This window comes from Mycetocola sp. (genome assembly GCF_046716805.1).
Lineage (GTDB): Bacteria > Actinomycetota > Actinomycetes > Actinomycetales > Microbacteriaceae > Mycetocola_A.
Genome location: NZ_JBKJWH010000149.1, coordinates 1 through 19962, shown reverse-complemented (window position 1 = coordinate 19962; position 19962 = coordinate 1). Strand labels below are relative to the sequence as shown.

General features: G+C 63.2%; 16 protein-coding genes. 4 read left to right on the top strand and 12 right to left on the bottom strand.

Annotation, left to right across the window (positions count from 1 at the left end):
- Positions 1–51 precede the first annotated feature (51 nt).
- Positions 52–1551 (bottom strand): aldehyde dehydrogenase family protein, encoded by a 1500-nt coding sequence (locus ACLQ62_RS11830; protein ID WP_411721833.1) that lies wholly within the window; start codon positions 1549–1551, stop codon positions 52–54.
- 19 nt (positions 1552–1570) lie between these two features.
- On the bottom strand, positions 1571–2158 hold the full coding sequence (locus tag ACLQ62_RS11825; protein ID WP_411721832.1) for a TetR/AcrR family transcriptional regulator: 588 nt from the start codon (positions 2156–2158) through the stop codon (positions 1571–1573).
- An 84-nt stretch (positions 2159–2242) separates the two neighbouring features.
- Here ACLQ62_RS11825 and ACLQ62_RS11820 point away from each other — a divergent pair, with 84 nt between their 5' ends.
- The gene (locus ACLQ62_RS11820; RefSeq protein WP_411721831.1) at positions 2243–3847 is read left to right on the top strand and encodes a GMC family oxidoreductase; all 1605 of its coding nucleotides are present in this window, start codon (positions 2243–2245) and stop codon (positions 3845–3847) included.
- A 67-nt stretch (positions 3848–3914) separates the two neighbouring features.
- Here ACLQ62_RS11820 and ACLQ62_RS11815 read toward each other — a convergent pair whose 3' ends face one another.
- From ACLQ62_RS11815 to ACLQ62_RS11800, 4 genes are all read right to left on the bottom strand, one after another.
- Positions 3915–5261 (bottom strand): carboxylesterase family protein, encoded by a 1347-nt coding sequence (locus tag ACLQ62_RS11815; protein WP_411721830.1) that lies wholly within the window; start codon positions 5259–5261, stop codon positions 3915–3917.
- Between the two features lie 62 nt (positions 5262–5323).
- Complete coding sequence (locus ACLQ62_RS11810) at positions 5324–7333, bottom strand: flavin-containing monooxygenase (RefSeq protein ID WP_411721829.1); 2010 nt, start codon at positions 7331–7333, stop codon at positions 5324–5326.
- Between the two features lie 42 nt (positions 7334–7375).
- Positions 7376–9013: an FAD-dependent monooxygenase gene (locus ACLQ62_RS11805; RefSeq protein ID WP_411721828.1), complete on the bottom strand. Its 1638-nt coding sequence runs from the start codon at positions 9011–9013 to the stop codon at positions 7376–7378.
- A 52-nt stretch (positions 9014–9065) separates the two neighbouring features.
- A complete protein-coding gene (locus tag ACLQ62_RS11800; protein WP_411721827.1) occupies positions 9066–9911 on the bottom strand; it encodes a fumarylacetoacetate hydrolase family protein in 846 nt (281 codons plus the stop codon).
- Between the two features lie 138 nt (positions 9912–10049).
- On the opposite strand from ACLQ62_RS11800, the gene ACLQ62_RS11795 reads away from it, so the two are divergent.
- Together ACLQ62_RS11795 and ACLQ62_RS11790 are read left to right on the top strand one after the other, a co-directional pair.
- Entirely contained in the window at positions 10050–10751 is a 702-nt protein-coding gene (locus ACLQ62_RS11795) for a GntR family transcriptional regulator (protein ID WP_411721826.1), read from the top strand.
- A gap of 111 nt (positions 10752–10862) precedes the next feature.
- The gene (locus ACLQ62_RS11790) at positions 10863–11753 is read left to right on the top strand and encodes a VOC family protein (RefSeq protein ID WP_411721825.1); all 891 of its coding nucleotides are present in this window, start codon (positions 10863–10865) and stop codon (positions 11751–11753) included.
- A 148-nt stretch (positions 11754–11901) separates the two neighbouring features.
- Here ACLQ62_RS11790 and ACLQ62_RS11785 read toward each other — a convergent pair whose 3' ends face one another.
- The 5 genes from ACLQ62_RS11785 to ACLQ62_RS11765 form a co-directional block, all read right to left on the bottom strand.
- A complete protein-coding gene (locus ACLQ62_RS11785; RefSeq protein WP_411721824.1) occupies positions 11902–12717 on the bottom strand; it encodes an ABC transporter ATP-binding protein in 816 nt (271 codons plus the stop codon).
- 42 nt (positions 12718–12759) lie between these two features.
- A complete protein-coding gene (locus ACLQ62_RS11780) occupies positions 12760–13512 on the bottom strand; it encodes an ABC transporter permease (protein WP_411721823.1) in 753 nt (250 codons plus the stop codon).
- A 70-nt stretch (positions 13513–13582) separates the two neighbouring features.
- A complete protein-coding gene (locus tag ACLQ62_RS11775; RefSeq protein WP_411721822.1) occupies positions 13583–14404 on the bottom strand; it encodes an ABC transporter permease in 822 nt (273 codons plus the stop codon).
- 14 nt (positions 14405–14418) lie between these two features.
- A complete protein-coding gene (locus ACLQ62_RS11770) occupies positions 14419–15417 on the bottom strand; it encodes an ABC transporter substrate-binding protein (protein ID WP_411721903.1) in 999 nt (332 codons plus the stop codon).
- 293 nt (positions 15418–15710) lie between these two features.
- The gene (locus ACLQ62_RS11765) at positions 15711–17003 is read right to left on the bottom strand and encodes an NtaA/DmoA family FMN-dependent monooxygenase (RefSeq protein WP_411721902.1); all 1293 of its coding nucleotides are present in this window, start codon (positions 17001–17003) and stop codon (positions 15711–15713) included.
- Between the two features lie 259 nt (positions 17004–17262).
- Between ACLQ62_RS11765 and ACLQ62_RS11760 the strand changes: the two genes are divergently transcribed.
- Positions 17263–18513: a flavin reductase gene (locus tag ACLQ62_RS11760; protein ID WP_411721821.1), complete on the top strand. Its 1251-nt coding sequence runs from the start codon at positions 17263–17265 to the stop codon at positions 18511–18513.
- A gap of 105 nt (positions 18514–18618) precedes the next feature.
- Here the strand turns inward: ACLQ62_RS11760 and ACLQ62_RS11755 are convergent.
- On the bottom strand, positions 18619–19962 hold a 1344-nt coding region (locus tag ACLQ62_RS11755), incomplete at its 5' end, for an MmgE/PrpD family protein (RefSeq protein ID WP_411721820.1).

The following is a 19962-nucleotide window of genomic DNA, read 5'->3' as shown; positions in this document are numbered from 1 at the left end:
CCCTCCATTGGGCCCGCAATACTGTTGACATGGCAGTGTGGAGACGGATCTTCAACCGCCGATGTACATCGCCACCGACGTCAGGTCGGTGTACGCCTCAACGCCCTCACGCCCGTTTTCCTTGCCGTAACCCGAAGCCTTGAAACCTCCGAACGGCATGTTCGGATCCATGCCCGAGTAGGTGTTGACACGGACATTGCCTGCCGCCAACCGTCGGGCGATTCGATGCGCGCGCGCCAGGTCACGTGTCCACACGTATGAGGAAAGCCCGTAGACGGAATCATTGGCTCGACCGACGATCGCGTCGAGGTCGTCGGAGGCTTCGAAAGTCTGCGTGACGAGCACGGGACCAAAAATCTCCTCCGTGACGACGGACATCTCAGACGTGGCTCCGGTAAGCACGGTCGGTTGCACGAAGAACCCGGGGCGATCGGGGGCGGAACCGCCTGCTGCCACGTCGACACCCTGTTCCCGGCCCTGTTCGATGTAACCCAGAACCCGTTCGCGCTGACGGGCGGAGATGAGCGGCCCCATCATCGAACCCTCTTCGAGTCCGCCACCGAGCGGGAGCGCTTTCGCCCGTTCCGCGATCCCTTCGATGACCCGATCCGCCACCGAACTCTGCACGTACAGTCGCGACCCGGCGGCGCAGACCTGGCCGGAGTTGTTGAAGATGCTGAGCGCTGCACTTTCAATCGCCCGATCGAGATCGGCATCCGCGAAGATGAGCACGGGCGACTTGCCGCCGAGCTCCAACGAGAGCCGTTTCAGGCTCGCAGCAGTCGTGCGCTGCAGATGTTGACCGACTGCGGTCGATCCGGTGAACGAGATCTTGTCGACTAGAGGATGCGTCGCGATGGCCTCCCCGGTTACGGAGCCAAGTCCAGGCACAATGTTCACGACTCCCGGGGGGAACCCGAGGTCGCACACGAGCTCACCGAGTCTCGCCGCAGTCACCGGTGTCAGTTCCGCGGGTTTCAGGACCACCGCGCAACCGGCGGCGAGCGCTGGTGCGAGTTTCGCCACGGCCATGATGAGCGGGTTGTTCCACGGCACGATCAGTCCGGCAACCCCGAGCGGTCGGCGCATCGTGTAGGTGTGCCATTCACCGGGCAGTGACACGTCGCGTGTCTCGCCGTTGAGCTTCGTGGCCCAGCCCGCGTTGTACCGGAGGATGTCGATCGCCTGGGGAATCTCGAAATTGCGTGTGAGCCGAAGCGGCTTGCCCGTGTTGAGCGTCTCCAGGAGTGCGAATTCATCTAGGCGCTCCTCGAGCGCGTCGGCCAGGCGCCACAGCATCCGAGCACGCACCGACGGCGTCATGCTGGCCCACTTCCCGTCCAGGGCACGACGTGCCGCTCGGACCGCCCGATCCACGTCGTTTTGAGACGCACCGTGAAAAGTGTTGATTACCTGCCCGGTCGATGGATCGTGAACGTCGATTGCTTCGTCGGAGCCCTCGACCCAGGCACCGTCGATGAGCAACCTGATCGGCCGGGCGAGAATCTCGGCGTTCGACATCGTCGGCGTGGTTGTTTCCAGGTACATCATCGTCTCCTTGCTGTCGGGGTCAGTGGAATGCGGCGATTGCTTCTGTCCGGCGAGAGATGAGCCACCAGAGTTGTCTCGCCATCTCAGTTCCGTCCGGGGCCGGGGTACGGCGAAGCCAGCCGATGACAACCGAAAGCGTGGCGCCGGCAATGAAGTCGTAGTAGGCCTCGTTATCCACGGGCCACTCGTCCGCACCGGGTATCCGATGCATTGACGCGGCGACCGCGCTGCGAAGCACCTCACGCATGCGGTGAAGGAAGGCGATGCTGCCCGTCTCATCCAGCATCGCGCGATAGAGCGCCGAGCGCTGCCCGATCACACGGAAGACCTCGACGAGGTCCGCGGGAGGCTCAGAGCCTGCGGGGCCAACACTCGCTGCCAGAGCCGCAGCAGCTTCACGCACCCTGTCCAGCTCCCCTTCCATGGCCGCGATGAGCAGGGCGTCCATGGTGCCGAAGCGATCGTAGAAGGCAACGCGGCTCACTCCTGCTCGGGCGCTTACCGCCGCCACAGTGAGGTCGGTGACATCAACGTCTTCCAGCAGCCCCAGAGCGGCAGCGATGAGCGCGGTACGCGTGCGGGTGATTCGGGGATCGACATCGGTCACGGCAGCCACCTTCCTTTCATGTGTAAGCTACAGTAACTTACAGGTGCAAGCAAGATTGTTCAGCAGAAATGTCAAGGAGGACACATGAACGAGGAATGGGATGTCATCATCGTCGGCGGAGGGACAGCGGGAGCGGTCCTCGCCAATCGGCTCAGCGCCGACGTGTCTCGCCGCGTCCTCCTGCTCGAGGCTGGACTCGACTACCGGGGAGAGGACATCCCGGAGTTTCTCCGTCACCGTACCCTCCGCACCGGCCTCTCGATGGCGCCGTCCCATGAGATGGAACCGGACTATTACTGGACCGACGTGCGTGCCAGGCGCCGGCCCGAGCGCGCGGCCATGCTGTACGCCCGAGGGAAGGGGATGGGAGGCAGCTCGAGCGTCAACGGTCTCATCGCCGCTCGACCGGAGCCAGGAGACTGGCAGCGGTGGGAGCAAAGCGGTGCTGACGGGTGGGGCTACCAGGCGATGCTGCAAGTGCTCAACCGTCTGGAAACGGACCTCGACTACCCGGATGCACCTTTCCACGGGTCCGACGGCCCCATTCCTATCTACCGCGAAGCTCGCTCCGGGTGGGGGGACGTAGATGTCGCACTCGACCAGGCTGGCGAATCCCTGGGCTACGGCTGGAATGACGACTACAACGGCCCGAACACGACAGGACGAAGCAGGTACCCGGCCAACCACACGCGCGACCTTCGGCGTATTTCGACGAACCACGCGTACCTCGACCCTGCACGCGGCAGGCCCAACCTTGAGGTTCGTGGGGGGTCGCAGGTCGACCGGGTGGAGTTCGAGGGGTCGACTGCACGCTCTGTCCGGTTGCTCGGTGGCAGCAGCGTGCGCCTGGCGCCGGGCGGCGAGGTCATCCTCTCTGCAGGCGCGGTTCATTCTCCCGCGATCCTGATGCGCAGCGGCATCGCACCCGCCGCCCAGCTCTCTCGCTTGGGCATCCCGGTACTGGCGGACCTCCCCGTCGGCGAAGGTGCACAAGACCACGCCATCGTTTTCGCTCAGTTCCACCCGCGAGAAGACAGAGTCGTTCCGCCGGGGATGCGGCCGACGCACGTTTCCATCCGGTTCTCGAGCGAGCTGCCGGGCACGGGCCGCAACGACGTCGTCATCCTCGCCACGAACCATAACTACTGGTTCGGCAACGACACCGCCGGGCTCGCCGTGCAGCTGAACCAGTCGCTCTCTCGGGGGTCGTTGTGGCTGCCGGATGCCGACCCTGCAACCCAACCCATCATTGAGCAGCGGCTTCTCAGCGACCCGACGGACTACGTGCGGATGCTGGACGGGCTCGCGCGCGCCGAAGATCTCTTGCAGCGTCCCGAATTCGTGGCGCTGCGCGAGGGAGACCCCGTCGTGCCGCGCACCCGCAGCGAGCTACTCGGTCAGGTCAAGGACGTCATGCACCTGTCTTCGACCGCGCGGATGGGCGCCGAGCATGATCCGGCGGCCGTTGTCGATCCGTTCTGCCGGGTCAGAGGGCTCTCCGGGCTGCGCGTCGTCGACGCGTCGATCTTCCCCAGCATCGCGAGCGCGAACATCAACATCGCGGTGATTGCCGTCGCGGAACGCGCCGCCGAGCTCCTGATGGAACAGCAGCCGGGCACACGCCGGCGGAACGTGGGCGACACCCTGCCGGCTGAGACTCCGACGATCGGTCTGCGCTCAATGGGATGACAGTCCAAGCGCAATCGACCATCTGCGAAAGATCGAGTCCCTTTCACAGGGCGGCGGCCGGGTGTGGCTAACGAAGTACTATGAGTCCGAGTTCGCTGGGGGGCTCCGAGCGTACGGCGCCACCATCGAATTCCAGCCTGGCTGGACGCCCCGGATCAAAGGATGCGACCCGCTCGCCGTTCACGCGTGGGATGCCCTCACGGACGAACCCGAGGAACCACTCACGCAGGGAACGGGATGTTCCCGAGAAGACGTCATCATCGAGCCCGTCGAGCATCGGGGCATCATTCCAGCCGCTTCGCTCGCCGAAGAGGAAGGGCAACACGAAACAGTGCGGGCTGAAGGCTCCGGTCAGTCGGCTCTGAACAGAGAAGCTCGCGACGTACGTCGTCACTCCCTCCGCGGTTGCAGCAGCCGCCAGTTCGAGGTTCGCCAGGCGGAACTGGTGCAGGGTCATCGCTTCGATCATGCGCTGCTTCGGCGTCGCGTCTGGTCTTTTGTTGGTGATCCAGGCCGAAACCGCCTCCGGGTCCCGGAATTTTGCACCGATGAAGCCGTGCACGCTCTCAGGAGAGAAGGCTTGGTCGGGTGCCTGAAACAGGAAGGCGGCGGCCTCTTCGCTCGAGCTGAGAAGGGCAAGCTCAGAAATGTGGAGGCGCTTGGCTGCAGACGCGTAGTCGTGCAGGTCTCGTTGGATACCGTCTGCTACCGCCGGCATCAGAGCCATCCCTCGGCCGGCGTACGCCCTTGCCAGCGAGGACTGGGCGGTCAGGACCGCTTCACAGGCGGCGTCGCGGAGTCCCCCGACCTCCGCCAGTTCGCCGCTCATCAGGTCACGGCGCTCGGTGTAGGCGCCGGCCTCCAGTGGCGGTTCCCACGGCAGGCTGAGAAGCGCAGCACGGCCGAACAGCCCTCGTGTCTCCTCGAAGGTCGACAGCGCGAAAGCGTACCAGGCGCCCGCCGAATCACCGCTCAAGGTGACCGAGGCGGGGTCTCCCCCGAAAGCGGCTATGTGTTCCTTCACCCACCGTAGCGCGACGACGATGTCCCGCAGGCCGCGTTGGGAGTCGGCGAGTCGTGTCGTTGGCCCCAGGTGACCGAGCGCACCGATCCGGTAGTTGACGGTGACCAGCACGACGCCGGCACGGTCGGCCAGTTCGGGCGATGTGAACCAGCGCGCGTTCCCGGTGCCGGTCAGGAATCCTCCCCCGGGGATGAAGACGACCACCGGTGCGCCCTTCGCTTCCTCCGGAGCTTGCACGCGCACCTGAAAGGCGTCCTCGCTCTGACGGATCTCCCCGTTTGCTCCCCCGAGTAATGCGTTGAGCGAACCCGGTCTCTGCGGAAAAGCGAGGGGCTCCTCCGGATCGAGATCGAGCCCGAGCAACCTGATCTCCGAGAAGCGATCGGACATGTTCGTTCGCTCGCCGTACCGCAGACAGAGGTCTACGCGACCCCGCGCACCATCAGCCTCAGTCACTTGATAAACTCGTAGTCCTCGGCGTTAACCTGCTCGGGGATGAGCCAGTACTCACTCGTGCGGAACGGCCACACCTGCGAAACGCGGTTGAACCGGTTCTTGTACCAGGTCTTCACATAGGGCTGGCCCCAGGTCATCGAGTAGTTGCCCTCGTCGACCCAGGCAATGTGGCGGTCGAGCGCCTCCTGTTTGAGATCGAGAGCCTTCGCGTCCCGCTCGACGAGTTCCCGGATCGCTTTGACCGCGTACTCGGCGGCGCGCTCGATCATGAAGTGGAGCCCACCAGCGACCACACCGCCCGTATTGGGGCCGAGCAGCATGAACAGATTGGGGAAGTTCGGCACGGTGATGCCGGCGAAGGCTTTCGCATCGCCGCCCCAGTAATCGTGAATCTCGAGGCCGCCCCGGCCGACGATCTCGATCGGGTCGAGGTAGTCCGATGGGCGGAATCCTGTCGCGTAGATCACCACATCAACGTCGAGTTTCTCGCCGTCTCCGGTGACAAGTCCATCGGGTTCGAACTCGACGAGGCCGCTTGAGATGACTCGCGTGTGCGGCTTGTGCAGTGCGGCAGCCCAGACACCGTTGTCGCGCAGCATCCGTTTCGCGGACGGCGGGTAGTGCGGCACAGCCACCCCGAGCAGGTCAGGGCGCCCCTCGTACTGCTGCTCATAGCGTTCGACAACTGTCTGGCGGAACTCTTCGTTCGCCCGGGACACGCTGTGGGGAGCTCCCTCCCAGCCTTCCTCCGCCTTGGCGATGTGCAGCCGGCCGTCGATCCCGCCAGCGGTGACCCAGAGCCGGAACCAGTGGCCGTAGTGCGGGACCGTGGCGTGCAGCCATTCCGCCGCCTCGCCCATCAGTTCGTGGTAGGTCGGTGCAGGGAGCATCCAGGGAGCACTTCGCTGGAAGACGTACAGCTCAGAGACGTCGTCGGCGATCGCCGGCACGATCTGGTAGGCACTCGCGCCTGTGCCGATCACGGCGACTCGCTTGCCGACGAGGTCGACGCCGTGATTCCACTCCTGGGAGTGCATCTGAGCGCCCCGGAAGGTTTCCTGACCTGGCCACTCGGGGATCAATGGGTGATCCAGCTGGCCGACCCCGGTCATGATGGCGTGGAAGCGGCGAGTCGTTTCGTCGCCGTCGTTGGTCCGTGTCGTGGCAAGCCAGGTCCCAGACGCTTCGTCGAAGACAGCTCTGAGGAGCTTGGTCTCGAATTCAACTGTGGTCTCATCCCAGCCGGCGCGCGTGAAGACGTCCTCGAGGTAGTCCAGGACCTCACTGCCCTGCGCGAACTGGTGGGGCCAGTCGGTCTTCTGCGCGAAGGAGAAGCTGTAACCGTAGGTCGGCGTGTCGAGTCTGACGCCCGGGTAGTCGTTCTTCCACCAGGTGCCACCGACCCTGTGTGCGCCCTCGATCCAGGTGAAAGGAATACCCGCCTCCTCGAGGCGCCAGGCCGCGGCGATGCCCGAGATGCCGGCGCCGACGATCAGCACCTCGAATTCGCGCTTCCCAGCGAGGTCACCGAAGTTCCAGTCGGGGCGCCCGTTCTTATCCGGGGCCAGGTCGAGCTCGTGCTTGAGCTGCCCGGCGAAACCCGCGTCACGTGTGCGTCCGTCGGTGAACCATTCGAGGATCGCGTCGGCAATGTCCTGCGGCAACACGTCCACGTGGCGGATGCCTTCGTCACGAAGCCGCTTCAGGCCGGCGAGCCCGACCTCGCGAGCCCGTTCCTGCTGCTCGGGCGTCATGCCACCATGCATCTCGAGGTACGGCCCCATCGGCGGGAGAGGTGGCACCAGCCCCGGTTCGAGAATGCTCGTGTCGCGAAGTGCCGCCGCGAGCGAAGCGAGGAGCACGGGGAGTTCCGCTTTCGCGACGAACGCACGAAGCTCGTCGTCGGTCTCGGTAATCTCCGGGTACTCGTCCACCCAAAAAAGGTCGCCGAAGCGGTCTTGCTCGTCACTTGCGGACGTCGGCACTGGTGTCAGGCTCGCGGTCATCTCTTGCTCCTCATGGATCGTGCTTCTGAGACGTAGGGTCGCTCAGATGAGTTCAGCTGTGGGACGACGAGCCGAGCGGACTCGATCGTCGATGAATGTGCGCAGCTCCGCAACCACGCGTTGCTCATCGCTCGCCGTGAACACGGCGGCGACGTAGCGGTCCGGTCTTACGGCGATGAACACCGCTTCCTCCGGACTCGTCGCGGTCAGAGCGGGCACGGTTTCCGAGACCTGGAGGGCGCCCTCGTGGGCTTTCCGTAGCGCGGCACCAGGGGGAAGCAGCTGGATGCGTGCCGCCTCGATTCCGCTCCAATACGGGCCGGCCGTCGTGGGGTCGACTCCGATGCCGATCAGCGCCCAGCCTCGACCGAGGTAGGCGTCGAGACCCGCGGAGTTGCCGTCGGCATCTCTTACCGTCGGCTGGCTGAGAGCTCGCCCGATCTCAGCTCCCGGCAAGGGTGACCCGGCTGCGGGCAGCGAGACGGCGACGCCGAGAGAGTAGTCGGGCGGCGTGATGAACCTCATATTGGCCAGGTAGTGGCGAGCACGGGGTACGAGATTGACCAGCCGGACGACCGCATCGCGAGTCCGGGTGGCCACCGGGTTGGTAGCCATGACGACTGCACCGATTCGACGGGATATCTTCACCATCCTGGCGCCGTGGGTGCGCCGCTCAATCTCGTAGCTGTCAAGTAGCCGCTCGGTGGCGCCGCCCTTGACCGTTTCGATGAGTTTCCAGGCGAGGTTGGCTGCGTCGCGGACCCCGGCGTTGAGGCCCTGGCCGGCGAAGGGGGGCATGAGGTGTGCAGCGTCGCCGGCGAGGAACGTCCGTCCCGAGCGGTACGTGAGCGCCACTCGCTGGTGTGCGACGTACACCGCGGCACGACGCACATCTTCGGGGGCCAGCTCACTGCGAAACGCCGGCACGATGAGTTCGCGGATGGAATCCGGCGATGTCATCTTGTCGGCGTCTTCGTAGTCAAAGAGCATAAATTCGATCCGCAAGCGACCGTCCACTCCCGGAACCAGGACATAGGGGCGTTTGCCGTCACAGTGGAACTCGGCAAACGGCTCGTGTTTCTTCTGTTCGTTCAAGAGGTCCACGACGATCCACCGCTGAGTCTGCGTGGTGCCCGCAAGCCTGATGCCGAGCTCAGATCGGGTGAAACTCCGACCACCGTCTGCACCGACAAGCCAGTCAGCGGCGAGTCGCCGGGGCACCCCACGCTCGTTGATGTGCACGATGACGCCGTCGATGTCGTGCGTGAGTGCCGTCGCTTCTGCTCCGAGGAGAAGCTCGAGGCCGGGATGCTCGACCGCGCGGTCAAACAACAACTGCTCAAGAATCGGCTGGTCAAACTGCGTCTTCGCCGGGTGCCCGATCCGCGAGGGTGCGGGTTTCGCCTCCGCAAGAAGTCGCCCTTGGAGCCCGATGTACCGACTTCCTGTGTCAAGCAACGATTCGACCTTGAGCGCATCCGCGATTCCCAGCTGCTCGAACACCCGGAACGATTCGTCCTGCAGGCTGATCGCGCGGGGAAGGTCCCCGGGCGCCTCCGCCCGCTCGACGACAGTCGTCCGCACGCCGGCGTCAGCAAGGAGTAGTGCTGTGACCAATCCAATAGGGCCGGCGCCGATCACAATGACCTGTGCCTGCTCGGAATCTCGTTTCTCCACCATGCCTCCTTGCATGAACGCCAACCGATCGACCGATGTCATCGGTCAGTTGAAATCAGCCCTGAACCATCCGGTTCGTCAGCGTGCCGAGACCGGTGACTTCAACTTCCACAAGGTCGCCGTCGGCCAGAAAGGTTGGTGGGTCCATGAACATGCCTACGCCGCCCGGGGTGCCCGTGACGATGATGTCGCCTGGCTCGAGCTTGGTGAACGTCGTGACGTATTCAATCTGTGCCGGGATGTCGAAGATGAGATCGGCGAGTTTTGCCTGCTGGCGCACTTCGCCGTTGACGCGCGTCGTGATTTCGAGCGCTTCGATGTCTTCGATATCGGAAGCGGGCACGTAGTACGGTCCGAATGTGCCGGACTCGGGGAAGTTCTTTCCAGGAATCCACTGTCCTGTGTGCCGCTGCCAGTCACGGGCGGAGAAATCGTTGAAGGCCGCGTAGCCCGCGACGTAGTCGAAGGCGTCCTCGCGAGAGACCTTGAAGGCAGACTTTCCGATCACGAGGGCAACTTCTCCTTCGTAGTCATACCGCTCACTTTCGGCGGGAATCGTCACGTCTGCACCGTGTGGCCACAGTGTGTCCGAGAAGCGCGAGAAGACGGTCGGGAACTGCACGTCGGGGCGGCCCGTTTCTTCCTTGTGCGTCTTGTAGTTCACGCCGATGCAGATCACCTTCGGCGCTCCACCAACCACGGGAACGAACTCGGTGCCTTCCTCGGCCTGGGTCGGAGCATCGGCGTAGGAGGGCGTGGCTCCGAGGAGGCCGCCAATGATGGCGTCGCGCAGGGTGTCAGCTACCTGAAGACCGCTCGGCCCAAGATCGAAGAGGTTGCCGCCCTCTTCGATGCCCCAGGTCGCTTGACCACTGGTCGTTTTGTAGCTGACGTATCGCATAATGTCCTCTCTGACACCGACTGTTTGCTTGCGCCCGGAACACGGACATGCGCTCACTATACCCTCGATTGTGCATTCACAGAAGGTAATGCATTATTTTATCGAACAAATAAGATCTAATAGCCCTATATTGCATATATGGCACGACGCGGCGACTCCGATACTCTGAGCACCCAGGTGCGCGAACGACTCCGAAGAGACATCCTCGTGGGGCTGTGGCACCCGGGCGAAAAACTCCAGCTCGCTGCGCTCTCGGCGCACTACGAGACGAGTAGCACCGTCGTGCGTGAGGCGCTGACCCGACTGACCGGCGCAAGACTGATCGAGCTCAAGCCGAATCGGGGCTTCTTCGTGCCGACGCTCTCGCTCGATGAGCTGCGGGATTTCAATGAGCTCCGGTGCCGGGCCGAGGAGTTTGGAATCAAGCTTGCGATCGAACGCGGGAATCTCCAGTGGGAGTCGGAAGCCCACGCGGCGCACCACACCCTCGAGCGCACCCCGCGCCACGCCGAGGATGGCACAGGGCGCGTCACCGAGGAATGGCTCCTCGCCCACGACAACTTCCATGCGAAGCTCCTGTCCTCATGCGGCCTGCCCGTCCTCGTGGAACTCGCTGCCACCCTTGCCGACGGCAACTCGCTGTATCGCCGCTGGGCCGTACCCACCAAGGAGCTCCTGAGCCGCGACATCGAAGAGGAGCACCGGGAGATCCTGAAGGCCGCGACCGACCGCGATGCGGATCTTGCGGGAAAACTGCTCCGACAGCACTACAGCGCCACCATGGAGCTCATTATGAAAGCCGGCCTTCTCCCCGAAGCCACCAACGGTTCGTCGAAGTAGCGGGCTTCGGAGCTCAAACTCGACCGCTGGCCCTTTTAGTGCATTATTGCTAAACTTTGCACAATCTGAGGTCCAGTGATGCGCCTCACCGTCACCGGCGACAGGAGCACCATGGCATTCGGCGTAATCAGCGAGATCGGCTACATCTCCCTCCACACCAGCGATATCGAGGCGTCAACGGCGCACGCGAAAGACATCCTCGGCCTCGTCGAGACGGCTCGGAGCGGCAACGCGGTATATATGTCGTCCGCCGCCAGGAAGCACCATGAGCTGGTCTACATCGATGCCCCGCAGCACGGCGTCGGGCAAATCGGCCTCATCGCGGCGGGAAGATCGGGGCTCGACCTGGCCCGTCGAAGGATTCGAGATGCCGGTTATCCCGTCGTCTCCGATTCGCCGCTCCACGCTGGAGTTGAAGACGGTTTTGCCTTCATCGGGCCAGAGGGCTTCATCTTCGAAATTTACATCGGCCCGCACAGCGCGAACATCATGCCGAGCGGACACGCTCCCGATCGGTTCGGACACGTGAACCTGCACCCGCAGCACCTTCAGGCGATGCTCAATTTCTTCGTCGACACTCTCGACTTCCGCATCAGCGACGTCATCGGCGACGACTTCGCATACTTCCTCCGCTGCAACGCGGAGCACCATGGCATCGCGCTCATCAAGGGCAAAGGCTGGTTGCACCACCACGCGTGGCAGGTACAGTCGATCGCAGAGCTCGGCAAAGTCGGCGATCGGCTCCACGAGCGCGGCCTTCGGCTTCTCATGGGGCCGGTCCGGCACGGCGCCGGCCACAACATGGCCGCGTACTACGTCGAACCCACGGGTGCTGTCGTCGAGCTCTATGCCGATCTCGAGCACATCTATGACGATGAGCGTCCGCCGATCGTCTGGCCGCGCGACAACCTCGCGTGGGCGACGAAGTGGTCGATCTACGACTTCACCGAATTCCGCTCACACGGACTGTTCCCGGCGCCTGAGGCCGTGGCCGCGACATAAGCACCACAATCGACGGCAGGGGGCCTGGGTCCGGATTCACACCCGATCTCAGGTTCCTTCGCTGTTGAATGCGGCCACTGAGCACCCGGCAGCACAACCAGAACGAGGCCACCCGATCACGCCGGGTGGCCTCGTTCTGTCGTACGGGTCAGTGCTTGTCGCGAAGCCGCGTCAGGATGCGCCCACGGGCGTCCTGGAAGCGAGGGTCTGCCTTGGTCGCGACCTGGTCGCGCTGGGTTCCGAAGCCCGTCTCGATCACATCGACGACGGTGGCCGGCGACTCGGCGATCACGATGACTTTGTCGGCGAGGTAGATCGCTTCATCAACGTCGTGGGTGACGAGGATGATGGTCACACCCAGTTTTTCCCGCAGATCGATGACGAGATCCTCAAGGTCGAACCTGGTCTGCGCGTCAACCGAGGCGAACGGCTCATCCATGAGCAGCACTTTCGCGTTGTAGGCGAGCGCTCGTGCGATCGCCACGCGCTGCTGCATCCCGCCGGACATCTCCCAGGGGTATTTGTCCCCCTGGCCGCCGAGCCCGACAGCTTCGAGAGCTTCCTCCGCCGCCTTGTTGCGTTCGGCCTTTCCGGCTCCGCGACCTTGCAGGGGGAATGCGACGTTTTCTTTGGTGCTCATCCACGGCATCAGCGAACGCGAATAGTCCTGGAAGACCACGGCGATGTCGGGATGCGGTCCGTTGACGGCGTGCCCGTCGACCTCGACGTTGCCGGCCTTTGGCCTGAGAAGACCGGAAAGGCCGCGCAGCAGCGTCGTCTTTCCTACCCCGGATGGACCTACGATCGAGACGAACTCGCCGTAGCCGACGTCGAAACTCAGGGCATCGACGATGCGCTTTTCGGCTGTACCCTCGCCGTACCCCAGCGCGATGTTGTTGACCTTGAGGAGTACGTCACCGGAGATTTTGAGCGAACCGGTGTGGATGCTTGCTGGGATCGTCATGATTGACTCCTTACAGTTGGAATAGTCGGTGCGAATTCGCGATTATCGGGCGGCCGACTTGAAGTACCAAGACAGCAGGCGCCTCTCGAACAGCGCGAACACGAGCACCAGGAAGTACCCGATGACACCGACCAGGAGCGCCCCGCCCCAGGTCTCCGGGATCTTGAAGGTGCTTGAGGAGTTCAGGATGTAGAACCCGAGGCCCATGTTGGAGGCGAACAGCTCGCTGACCACCATGACCACGATGCCGATGGGAAGCGCCACACGTACTCCGGCGACGATCTGCGGCATTGCGCCCGGCAGCACGACTCGACGGAAGTACAGCATCCGTGGAATCCCGAAGACCCGCGAGACCTGTCGGACGCCCACTTCGACGCCCCGTGTGCCGTCGATCGTGTTCAGCATGATCGGCCAGACACACGCGAAAGCGACGGCGTAAATTTTGGGTTCCGCCCCGATTCCGAATGCTCCGATGATGAGTGGCACAAGTGCTGACTGCGGCACTGAGCGAAAGAAGTGGATGAAGGGATCGAGAATGAGCCGAAGTCGCGCTGTCTCACCGATAATGAGGCCGTGCACGACCCCGACAACGATCGCAATCAGCAGGCCGAGGGCCAGGTTCGCGAGGCTTGTCATCATCGCCGTCAGAAGGAGACCGTTGCCGAAGTCACGGATCATGCTCTGAACGATCTTCTGAAGCGGCGGCACGAACAGGTTGGTGCTGTTGGCCGAAGCGAACCACCAGACGATGATGAGCAGCACGGGCAGCCAGAGCCACCAGAGAGTATTGGTCACGGTCTTCATGTTGACGAGCCCTCCGTTCCGCTCGGCACCAGTGCGAGTCGCAGATTTCGCCGTGCGCCGCTCAGTCATCGCTCTGCCTGTTCCATGCGAGGAGCGATTTTTCGCCGCGGGCCAGGAGGGTGGCTATAGCCCACCCAAAAAGCCCAGCGAAGAAGAGATAGGTGAAGGCCATATCCCAGCGCTGGGCCTCTTGCGCGAGTGTGATGAGTCGCCCCAGTCCCGGAACCTGCGTCAGCACTTCAACGCCCACTGCAGCGAGGATCGAGATCGATGCGGAGATTCGAACACCGGTGGCGATGAACGGCAACGCCGAGGGAAGCAGTACTCGCCGGAACCACAGGCTCCGCGGGATGCGGAAGATCTGCACAGTGTCGACGATCGAGGGGTCCAGCCGACGCGAACCCAGAATGGATTGAACGAGCACGGGCCACACGGCCGCCAAGACCACCATGGTGATCTCCATCGTCATGGTGGCGCCCAGCATCAGCATGACGACGGGCATGAGGGCGATGGTCGGAAACGCCCGGCCGAACTCGACAACCACTGAGGTGGAGCGGTCGAGCGGCCGGAACGTGCCGATGAGGAGCCCCAACACGACACCGAGAACACACGAGATCAACCAGCCCGTCGTGGCTGCGGTGAGGGTCTGTCCGAGTGCCGCCCAGAACGCCGGCATCGTCAGCGCTGTTCCGATCGCGAGGAAGACGTCGAGGACTCCAGGTGTGATCGACGGCAGCACTCCGACGGCTACCGCGAGCTGCCACAGGGCGAGGATGATGATGAGAGCAAGGACTCGTTGGAGAGTGAGTCCCCAATTCGGATTGCTGTCACCGCGTCTCACCTTGACAGCGGCTGGGATGGCGCCCTGCATTTCAAGTGTCATGTTGACCGCCGCGCTTAGGTGCGCGGCGCCTCCGTCCACAGGATCTCGTCGACGCTCTTGGGGTTCTCCACGAATCCGAACTCCTTGAGTGCATCCGTTGTCTTTTGCGATACCTTGGGGTCGATCGCGAGCGAGTACTCCACGAGCGGGCCCTTGACGTCGTCCACAGGCTGACCGGTTACTTCGGCGCGCACCTCGTAGATGGCATTCAGGTTGGCAGGATCATTGTAGAAGTCGACGGCCTGGCTCATCGCGTCGTTGAACTTCTGCGCGGTCTCAGCGTTCTCCGCAAGCCACGGGTCTGTCACTGCCCAGAGTGTGATGCCGAGTCCGCCCCGGTATTCGCGTGAAGGGTTCGAGATCTCGGCGAATCCATCGACCGCTTTGACCTGCGAGTAGAAACTGTCGGAGGGGAAAACCGCGTCAACCTGGCTGTTTTCGAGCGCGGTCTGCATGCTGGCAAACGGAATCGCGACCTGGGTGACCTGTTCGGGACCAACGCCGGCTTTCCGCAAAGCCTGCAGCACCGGCACGTTACCGCCTGAGCCCACGGAGTTGAAAGCAATGGTTTTGCCCGCCAGGTCAGCCACCGAGGCGATGCCGCTGTCTTTGCGTACAAAAACGCCAGAGGTGTCTACTTCGGTGCTGATGATGCCGTTGCCGGAGATCACCTTGATCGGCAGGTTCTCGGCCGTTGCGGTCACCGCAGCGTCCCACGAGACGATGCTGATGTCTGCGGAGCCACCAGCCAGCTGTCCCAGGTTGTCCTGGGCGGTTCCACCGGGCACGATCGTGACGTCGAGACCCTCTGCGTCGAAGAAGCCCTCCTGCTCGGCGATGTAGACCGCTTCGAAGTTGATCGGTGCGTGCAGAACAGTGAGCTCAGCCGTTTCGTTACCGGCCGCGTCAGCCTGTGGGGCTTCCGGACTGGAGCAAGCTGCAAGGCTCATGGCCGCGATAGTTGCGATGCTCATCACGCCAGTGATGCGGAATGTGCGGGAGTTGTGCTTCATGGTCACTTTGTCTCCTCGTTGAGAACGGACGGGCAGTCTCAGAAACCCGAGAATGCATAAAATGAACAATAACGTGTAATCGACAGATTAAGCAACATTTATGGCGTGGAGTCTCAGACAGGCACAACCGCCTCAGCGGAGGCATGATTTTGCGGCTCAACCCGGAGGCTTGGGGTGCCTGCCTGAATTATGCGCCCTGAGAGACGCCACGCCAAACGCTGATGCCCGGTTACCACACCCGACTCCCCGGTGCCCACCGGCGAACGCTTGTGAGCGTGGATCGCTCAGCGCGGCTATGCAATGGGGCGCGGCAGTCCCAGGTGGTCGCGCAGGGTCGTGCCCTCATATTCGGTGCGCGCATAGCCCCTGTTCTGCAACTCAGGGACGAGCAGTTCGCACATCTGCTTCATGCCCCCGGGGTTGTATGGCGAGTTCAGGTTGAACCCGTCGCAGGCACCCGCTTCGAACCATTCCACCATGTTGTCCGCGATCATCTGCGGGGTCCCGATGATCCACTGGTGCCCCGCCGACCGTGCCATATCGATGATCAGGTCACGCAAGGTCATCTTCTGATCGACAACCTTGCGGCGGAAGACCTGATACCGGCTCCCCAGGCCCGGATCCTCACTCAGCCATTTCACCGGGATGATCTCGTCGTAATCCAGGGACGAGAGATCGACGCCAGCGAGGCCGGCCGAAACCTGGTGCCTCCCGTGCTCGAGGTTCACATACGATCCCAGTTCAGCAGCGATCTCTTCAGCCTCCTTCATCGTCTCACCGATGATCGGCAGAATTCCCGGCAGCACCTTCGTGTGCTCCGGATTCCGCCCCTTCGCGACGAGCATCTGCTTGAGTTGAGCATAGAACTCGACAGCCCGTTCCTTGACCGGCTGAGCAGTGTAGATGGCGTCGGCCACGGAACTTCCGAGCTCCAGTCCAGGGCCCGACGAGCCCGCCTGCACGATGACAGGGTGGCCCTGCGGCGAGCGCGGGCCGGGCATGGGGCCCTCGACCGAGAAGTACTCACCCCGATAGTTGATCTTCCGAACCTTCGATGGATCGATGAAGTTTCCGCTGTCGCGATCCGCGATGACGGCATCATCGCCCCACGAGTCCCAGAGTTGCATGACCACTTCGGCGAACTCAGTCGCTCGTCGGTATCGCTCCGCAGGCTCGGGAATGGACTCAAAGCCGTAATTCTGGAATCCGTCGAAGGACGTCACAAGGTTCCAGCCCGCACGTCCCCCGGACATGTGGTCGAGTCCCGCTATCTGCCGGGCAACGGTGTACGGGCTCTCGAACGACGTCGACATTGTGCCGATGAGCCCAATGGACGTCGTGCGGGCCGCGAGCGCCGCGAGCGTCGTTATCGGCTCGAAGTAGCCGTTGGTCTTGATATCGCCGCGCAACGTCGGGTTGGCGTTCGCGATGTCGCCGAAGAACACGGCGTCGATCTTGGCCGCCTCGGCCATCAGCGTCAGCTCAGCGACGTATTCGAGACCCGGCACCTCCTCGATTCGACTGTCTTCCCGGCGCCAGGAATCTTTGTGGTGACCAGCAGGAATAACAAACGTGGTCAATGCCATTCGGCGAGCGGGCTTCGTTGCCATGTCAGGTGCCTTTCAGTTGCGGCGGCGGCCGGGATCCGGGACGCGTGCGCGGTGCACTGTCCATTGTGTGCCACCGGGTTCCTTCATGCCACCCGAAAGAACTGTGGTGCTTCGTCAGGAAAATTGATGGCAGCGCGCAGCTAATAATATATTCTCCGCATAAAAGTGCAAAGTCGGAGTATCATTGCGGAACAGGCACCTACTGGTGGCAACGTCGCCCAATCAAGGAGGAACCATGACCAAGAGCCCTGCAGCAGCCCTGCCCACCATCGACCCGCGCGCCTTCCGTGACGTCATGGGCCACTACCCCACCGGAGTGGTCATGGTAGCCGCCATGATCGACGACCAACCTGTCGGCATGGTCGTCGGCACATTCAGTTCGGTGTCGCTCGAACCCCCGCTTGTGTCGTTCATGCCCATGACGTCCTCCGCTACCTATGCGAAGCTGCGCAACTCGGACGCAATCTGCATCAGCGTTTTTGCGCACGATCAGATCCAGGCCTGCCGCACACTCGCATCGAAAGATCCGGAAAAGTTCAACAAGGTCGCGTGGACCCTGTCACCGTACGGCGTTCCACAGATCGACGGAGCGGTCGCTCACATCCACGGACGAATCACTCAGGAAGTTGAAGCGGGCGACCACTTCATCACCCTGGTGGCCGTGGATGAACTCGCCGTCGCGAGACCCATCACGCCTCTCCTGTACTTCCAGGGCGGTTACGGCGGATTCTCCACAACGGGCATGAGTGCACACGTCGATGAGTCGCTCATCTCAGCCGTGCGCATAGCCGAGGCCGCTCGCCCACAACTCGACAAACTCGCAACACGCTTCGGAGGTTCCGCTGCGGCGCTCGTGCAGGTGAGCGGAATCGACCAGACGATCGGTGCGACGTCCTACGGACGGAACACCGAAGTGGATGAGCGCATCGGCGTGCGCATCCCGCTCATTCCCCCGCTCGGCGAAGCAGCCGTCGCCTGGAGCGCAGACCAAATCGAACAGTGGGTCGCCCGGGTCTTGCCTCGGAATGATGAGGAGGCCATCGCGGGCTACCGCGACGGTGCCGCCCGGGTCAGAGAACAGGGCTATGCGATCTCGCGTCTTGACACCGATCCGTCGGCCTACGCCGCGCTCAGCGAGGCCCTGGCGGAATACGCTTTCGGCGAGCTGACGCCTGCCCGCGACCGGGCCGTTCGAGAGACGATAGCCGCCAGCCGGGCGTGCTTCGGCGGCTCCATCGGTGTGGATGAGCGTTCCATCGACCTCGCGAGCGTCGTCGTTCCCGTCTTCGACCCCAATGCTCCAGAGCAGGCGAACTCCGGGCTGGTCCTGCGCCTCGGCAACATCCCCGGCGCCGTTGACGCCACAACGGTTCACGAGTGGATCAGCGCTCTGCAGGCGGCGGCGGAAGAAGTGACCGAAACCCTCCGGACCACTGCGCGCCGCGACTTCGCACGATACACCTCGGCGGATCTCCGGAACGCCTGATTCGGAGAACGCCACTAGCGGAAAGCGCTGTGTGGGAAGCCATCCTGGCTCCCCACACAGCGCACTTTTCGCTTGATGTTCTCCACGCGGGTGGCGGTTTCGGCTTCAGACGCCAGCGGCCTCAACAGCGCTGCCAGCGAGACGAGCGGGCAGTGCGCTGATGTCGTGAGCATCGTCGATGCCGAGCACCATCTCGCGAATCAGGTGCGCTTCGGCCTCATCGATCAAACCATTCCAGGCGATATTGCTGTAGAACTTCTGTGTGATGCGCTCGTCACTGAGCGGTGCAAAATGTATGTCGCCGAGGACCTGCTCGACCCGCACACGGTGGCGGGCTCCCGAACGAAGCCATACTTCGACCTCTGCAGTGCGTACCTCGTCGGGAGGAAGAGACGCCTCAAGTTCGACCCGTTGGAGCATCGCCGCGAGCTGCGGGTCGCTCATGTGAGGTTCTCCCATGTGCTGCAGCTCCACCGTGCCGTGAAGCAGGGCGGTTGCGACCGCGAAGCTGATACTGAAGGCCCCGGAAACCTCGGGGCTCTCACCAACCGTGAAAGGCTGGCCGACGAATCCCGCTTTGGTCTTGGGCGTCACGTGAACGACGCAACGGTCGACATCCTCTGGCCGCACTTCGTGTCGCTCGATGAGTTGCACTGTCGCGTCGAGGGATGCCTGACTCGCCCGGCACGTCGGCCATGGCTTGATCACGGCGTCGGCGAAGAATGCCGAGCCGAGACCTTCGGTGATGCCATCGCCCGAGCGCCCGTTACCCCATTGAGAGAGGAACCCGAACCTCCCACCGATCGGATCGCTCGGTCCGCCGAATCCGGTCGCCGCGAGCTCGGCGGAGAAGACAGCGTTTCTCGACGACAGGGCGATCGGCAGCTTGAACGCGAGGGTCTTGTCGTTGATGTTGTCGATGGTGCCACCGAGCTGATTGATGGCAAGGCCGAGCGCACGGCGCAGCCCATGCCCGTCGAGCCCCATGAGGATGCCGGCTGTTGCCGTGCCGCCGAGCACGTTGATGGTGCCCGTGTTGTCGCCACCGCCATAAACGTCGAAACCTGCGGCGTGACCCAGACGCGCGGCCAGGTCGTCTCCGTACACCATTGCCGTAAGCAACTCGCGGCCGCTCGTTCCGTACGCTTCTGCCACGGCGAGCGCAACCGCGGCGGTCGTCCCCGTGATGTGTGAGGGAATCTGCTTACCGTCGGCGCCATCAGCACCCACTGGCTCGAAGTCGTACGACCGCATGAGCACAGCATTCGCGAAGGCGGCGTTCATTGCCGGCACGCGATGGCTGGTGGTCAGCACCGTCGCGTCGGGCCGTCCACCCCACCCTTCCACGAGGCTCAGGACTTCCTGGCTTCCCTGAGCCCGGACGCCAGCCGCTATCAGACCGACCGCATCGAGGAGCCGCGTCTTCGCCCGGGAAACCGCCACCGGCGG

What these genes read in the sequence shown, in the direction of transcription:
- ACLQ62_RS11830 (WP_411721833.1), bottom strand. Translation starts at nt 1,551, where the DNA reads ATGATGTACCTGGAAACAACCACGCCGACGATGTCGAACGCCGAGATT.
- ACLQ62_RS11795 (WP_411721826.1), top strand. Translation starts at nt 10,050, where the DNA reads ATGGCACGACGCGGCGACTCCGATACTCTGAGCACCCAGGTGCGCGAA.
- ACLQ62_RS11805 (WP_411721828.1), bottom strand. Translation starts at nt 9,013, where the DNA reads ATGGTGGAGAAACGAGATTCCGAGCAGGCACAGGTCATTGTGATCGGC.
- ACLQ62_RS11815 (WP_411721830.1), bottom strand. Translation starts at nt 5,261, where the DNA reads ATGTCCGATCGCTTCTCGGAGATCAGGTTGCTCGGGCTCGATCTCGAT.
- ACLQ62_RS11775 (WP_411721822.1), bottom strand. Translation starts at nt 14,404, where the DNA reads ATGACACTTGAAATGCAGGGCGCCATCCCAGCCGCTGTCAAGGTGAGA.
- ACLQ62_RS11820 (WP_411721831.1), top strand. Translation starts at nt 2,243, where the DNA reads ATGAACGAGGAATGGGATGTCATCATCGTCGGCGGAGGGACAGCGGGA.
- ACLQ62_RS11765 (WP_411721902.1), bottom strand. Translation starts at nt 17,003, where the DNA reads ATGGCATTGACCACGTTTGTTATTCCTGCTGGTCACCACAAAGATTCC.
- ACLQ62_RS11800 (WP_411721827.1), bottom strand. Translation starts at nt 9,911, where the DNA reads ATGCGATACGTCAGCTACAAAACGACCAGTGGTCAAGCGACCTGGGGC.
- ACLQ62_RS11760 (WP_411721821.1), top strand. Translation starts at nt 17,263, where the DNA reads ATGACCAAGAGCCCTGCAGCAGCCCTGCCCACCATCGACCCGCGCGCC.
- ACLQ62_RS11770 (WP_411721903.1), bottom strand. Translation starts at nt 15,417, where the DNA reads ATGAAGCACAACTCCCGCACATTCCGCATCACTGGCGTGATGAGCATC.
- ACLQ62_RS11790 (WP_411721825.1), top strand. Translation starts at nt 10,863, where the DNA reads ATGGCATTCGGCGTAATCAGCGAGATCGGCTACATCTCCCTCCACACC.
- ACLQ62_RS11785 (WP_411721824.1), bottom strand. Translation starts at nt 12,717, where the DNA reads ATGACGATCCCAGCAAGCATCCACACCGGTTCGCTCAAAATCTCCGGT.
- ACLQ62_RS11810 (WP_411721829.1), bottom strand. Translation starts at nt 7,333, where the DNA reads ATGACCGCGAGCCTGACACCAGTGCCGACGTCCGCAAGTGACGAGCAA.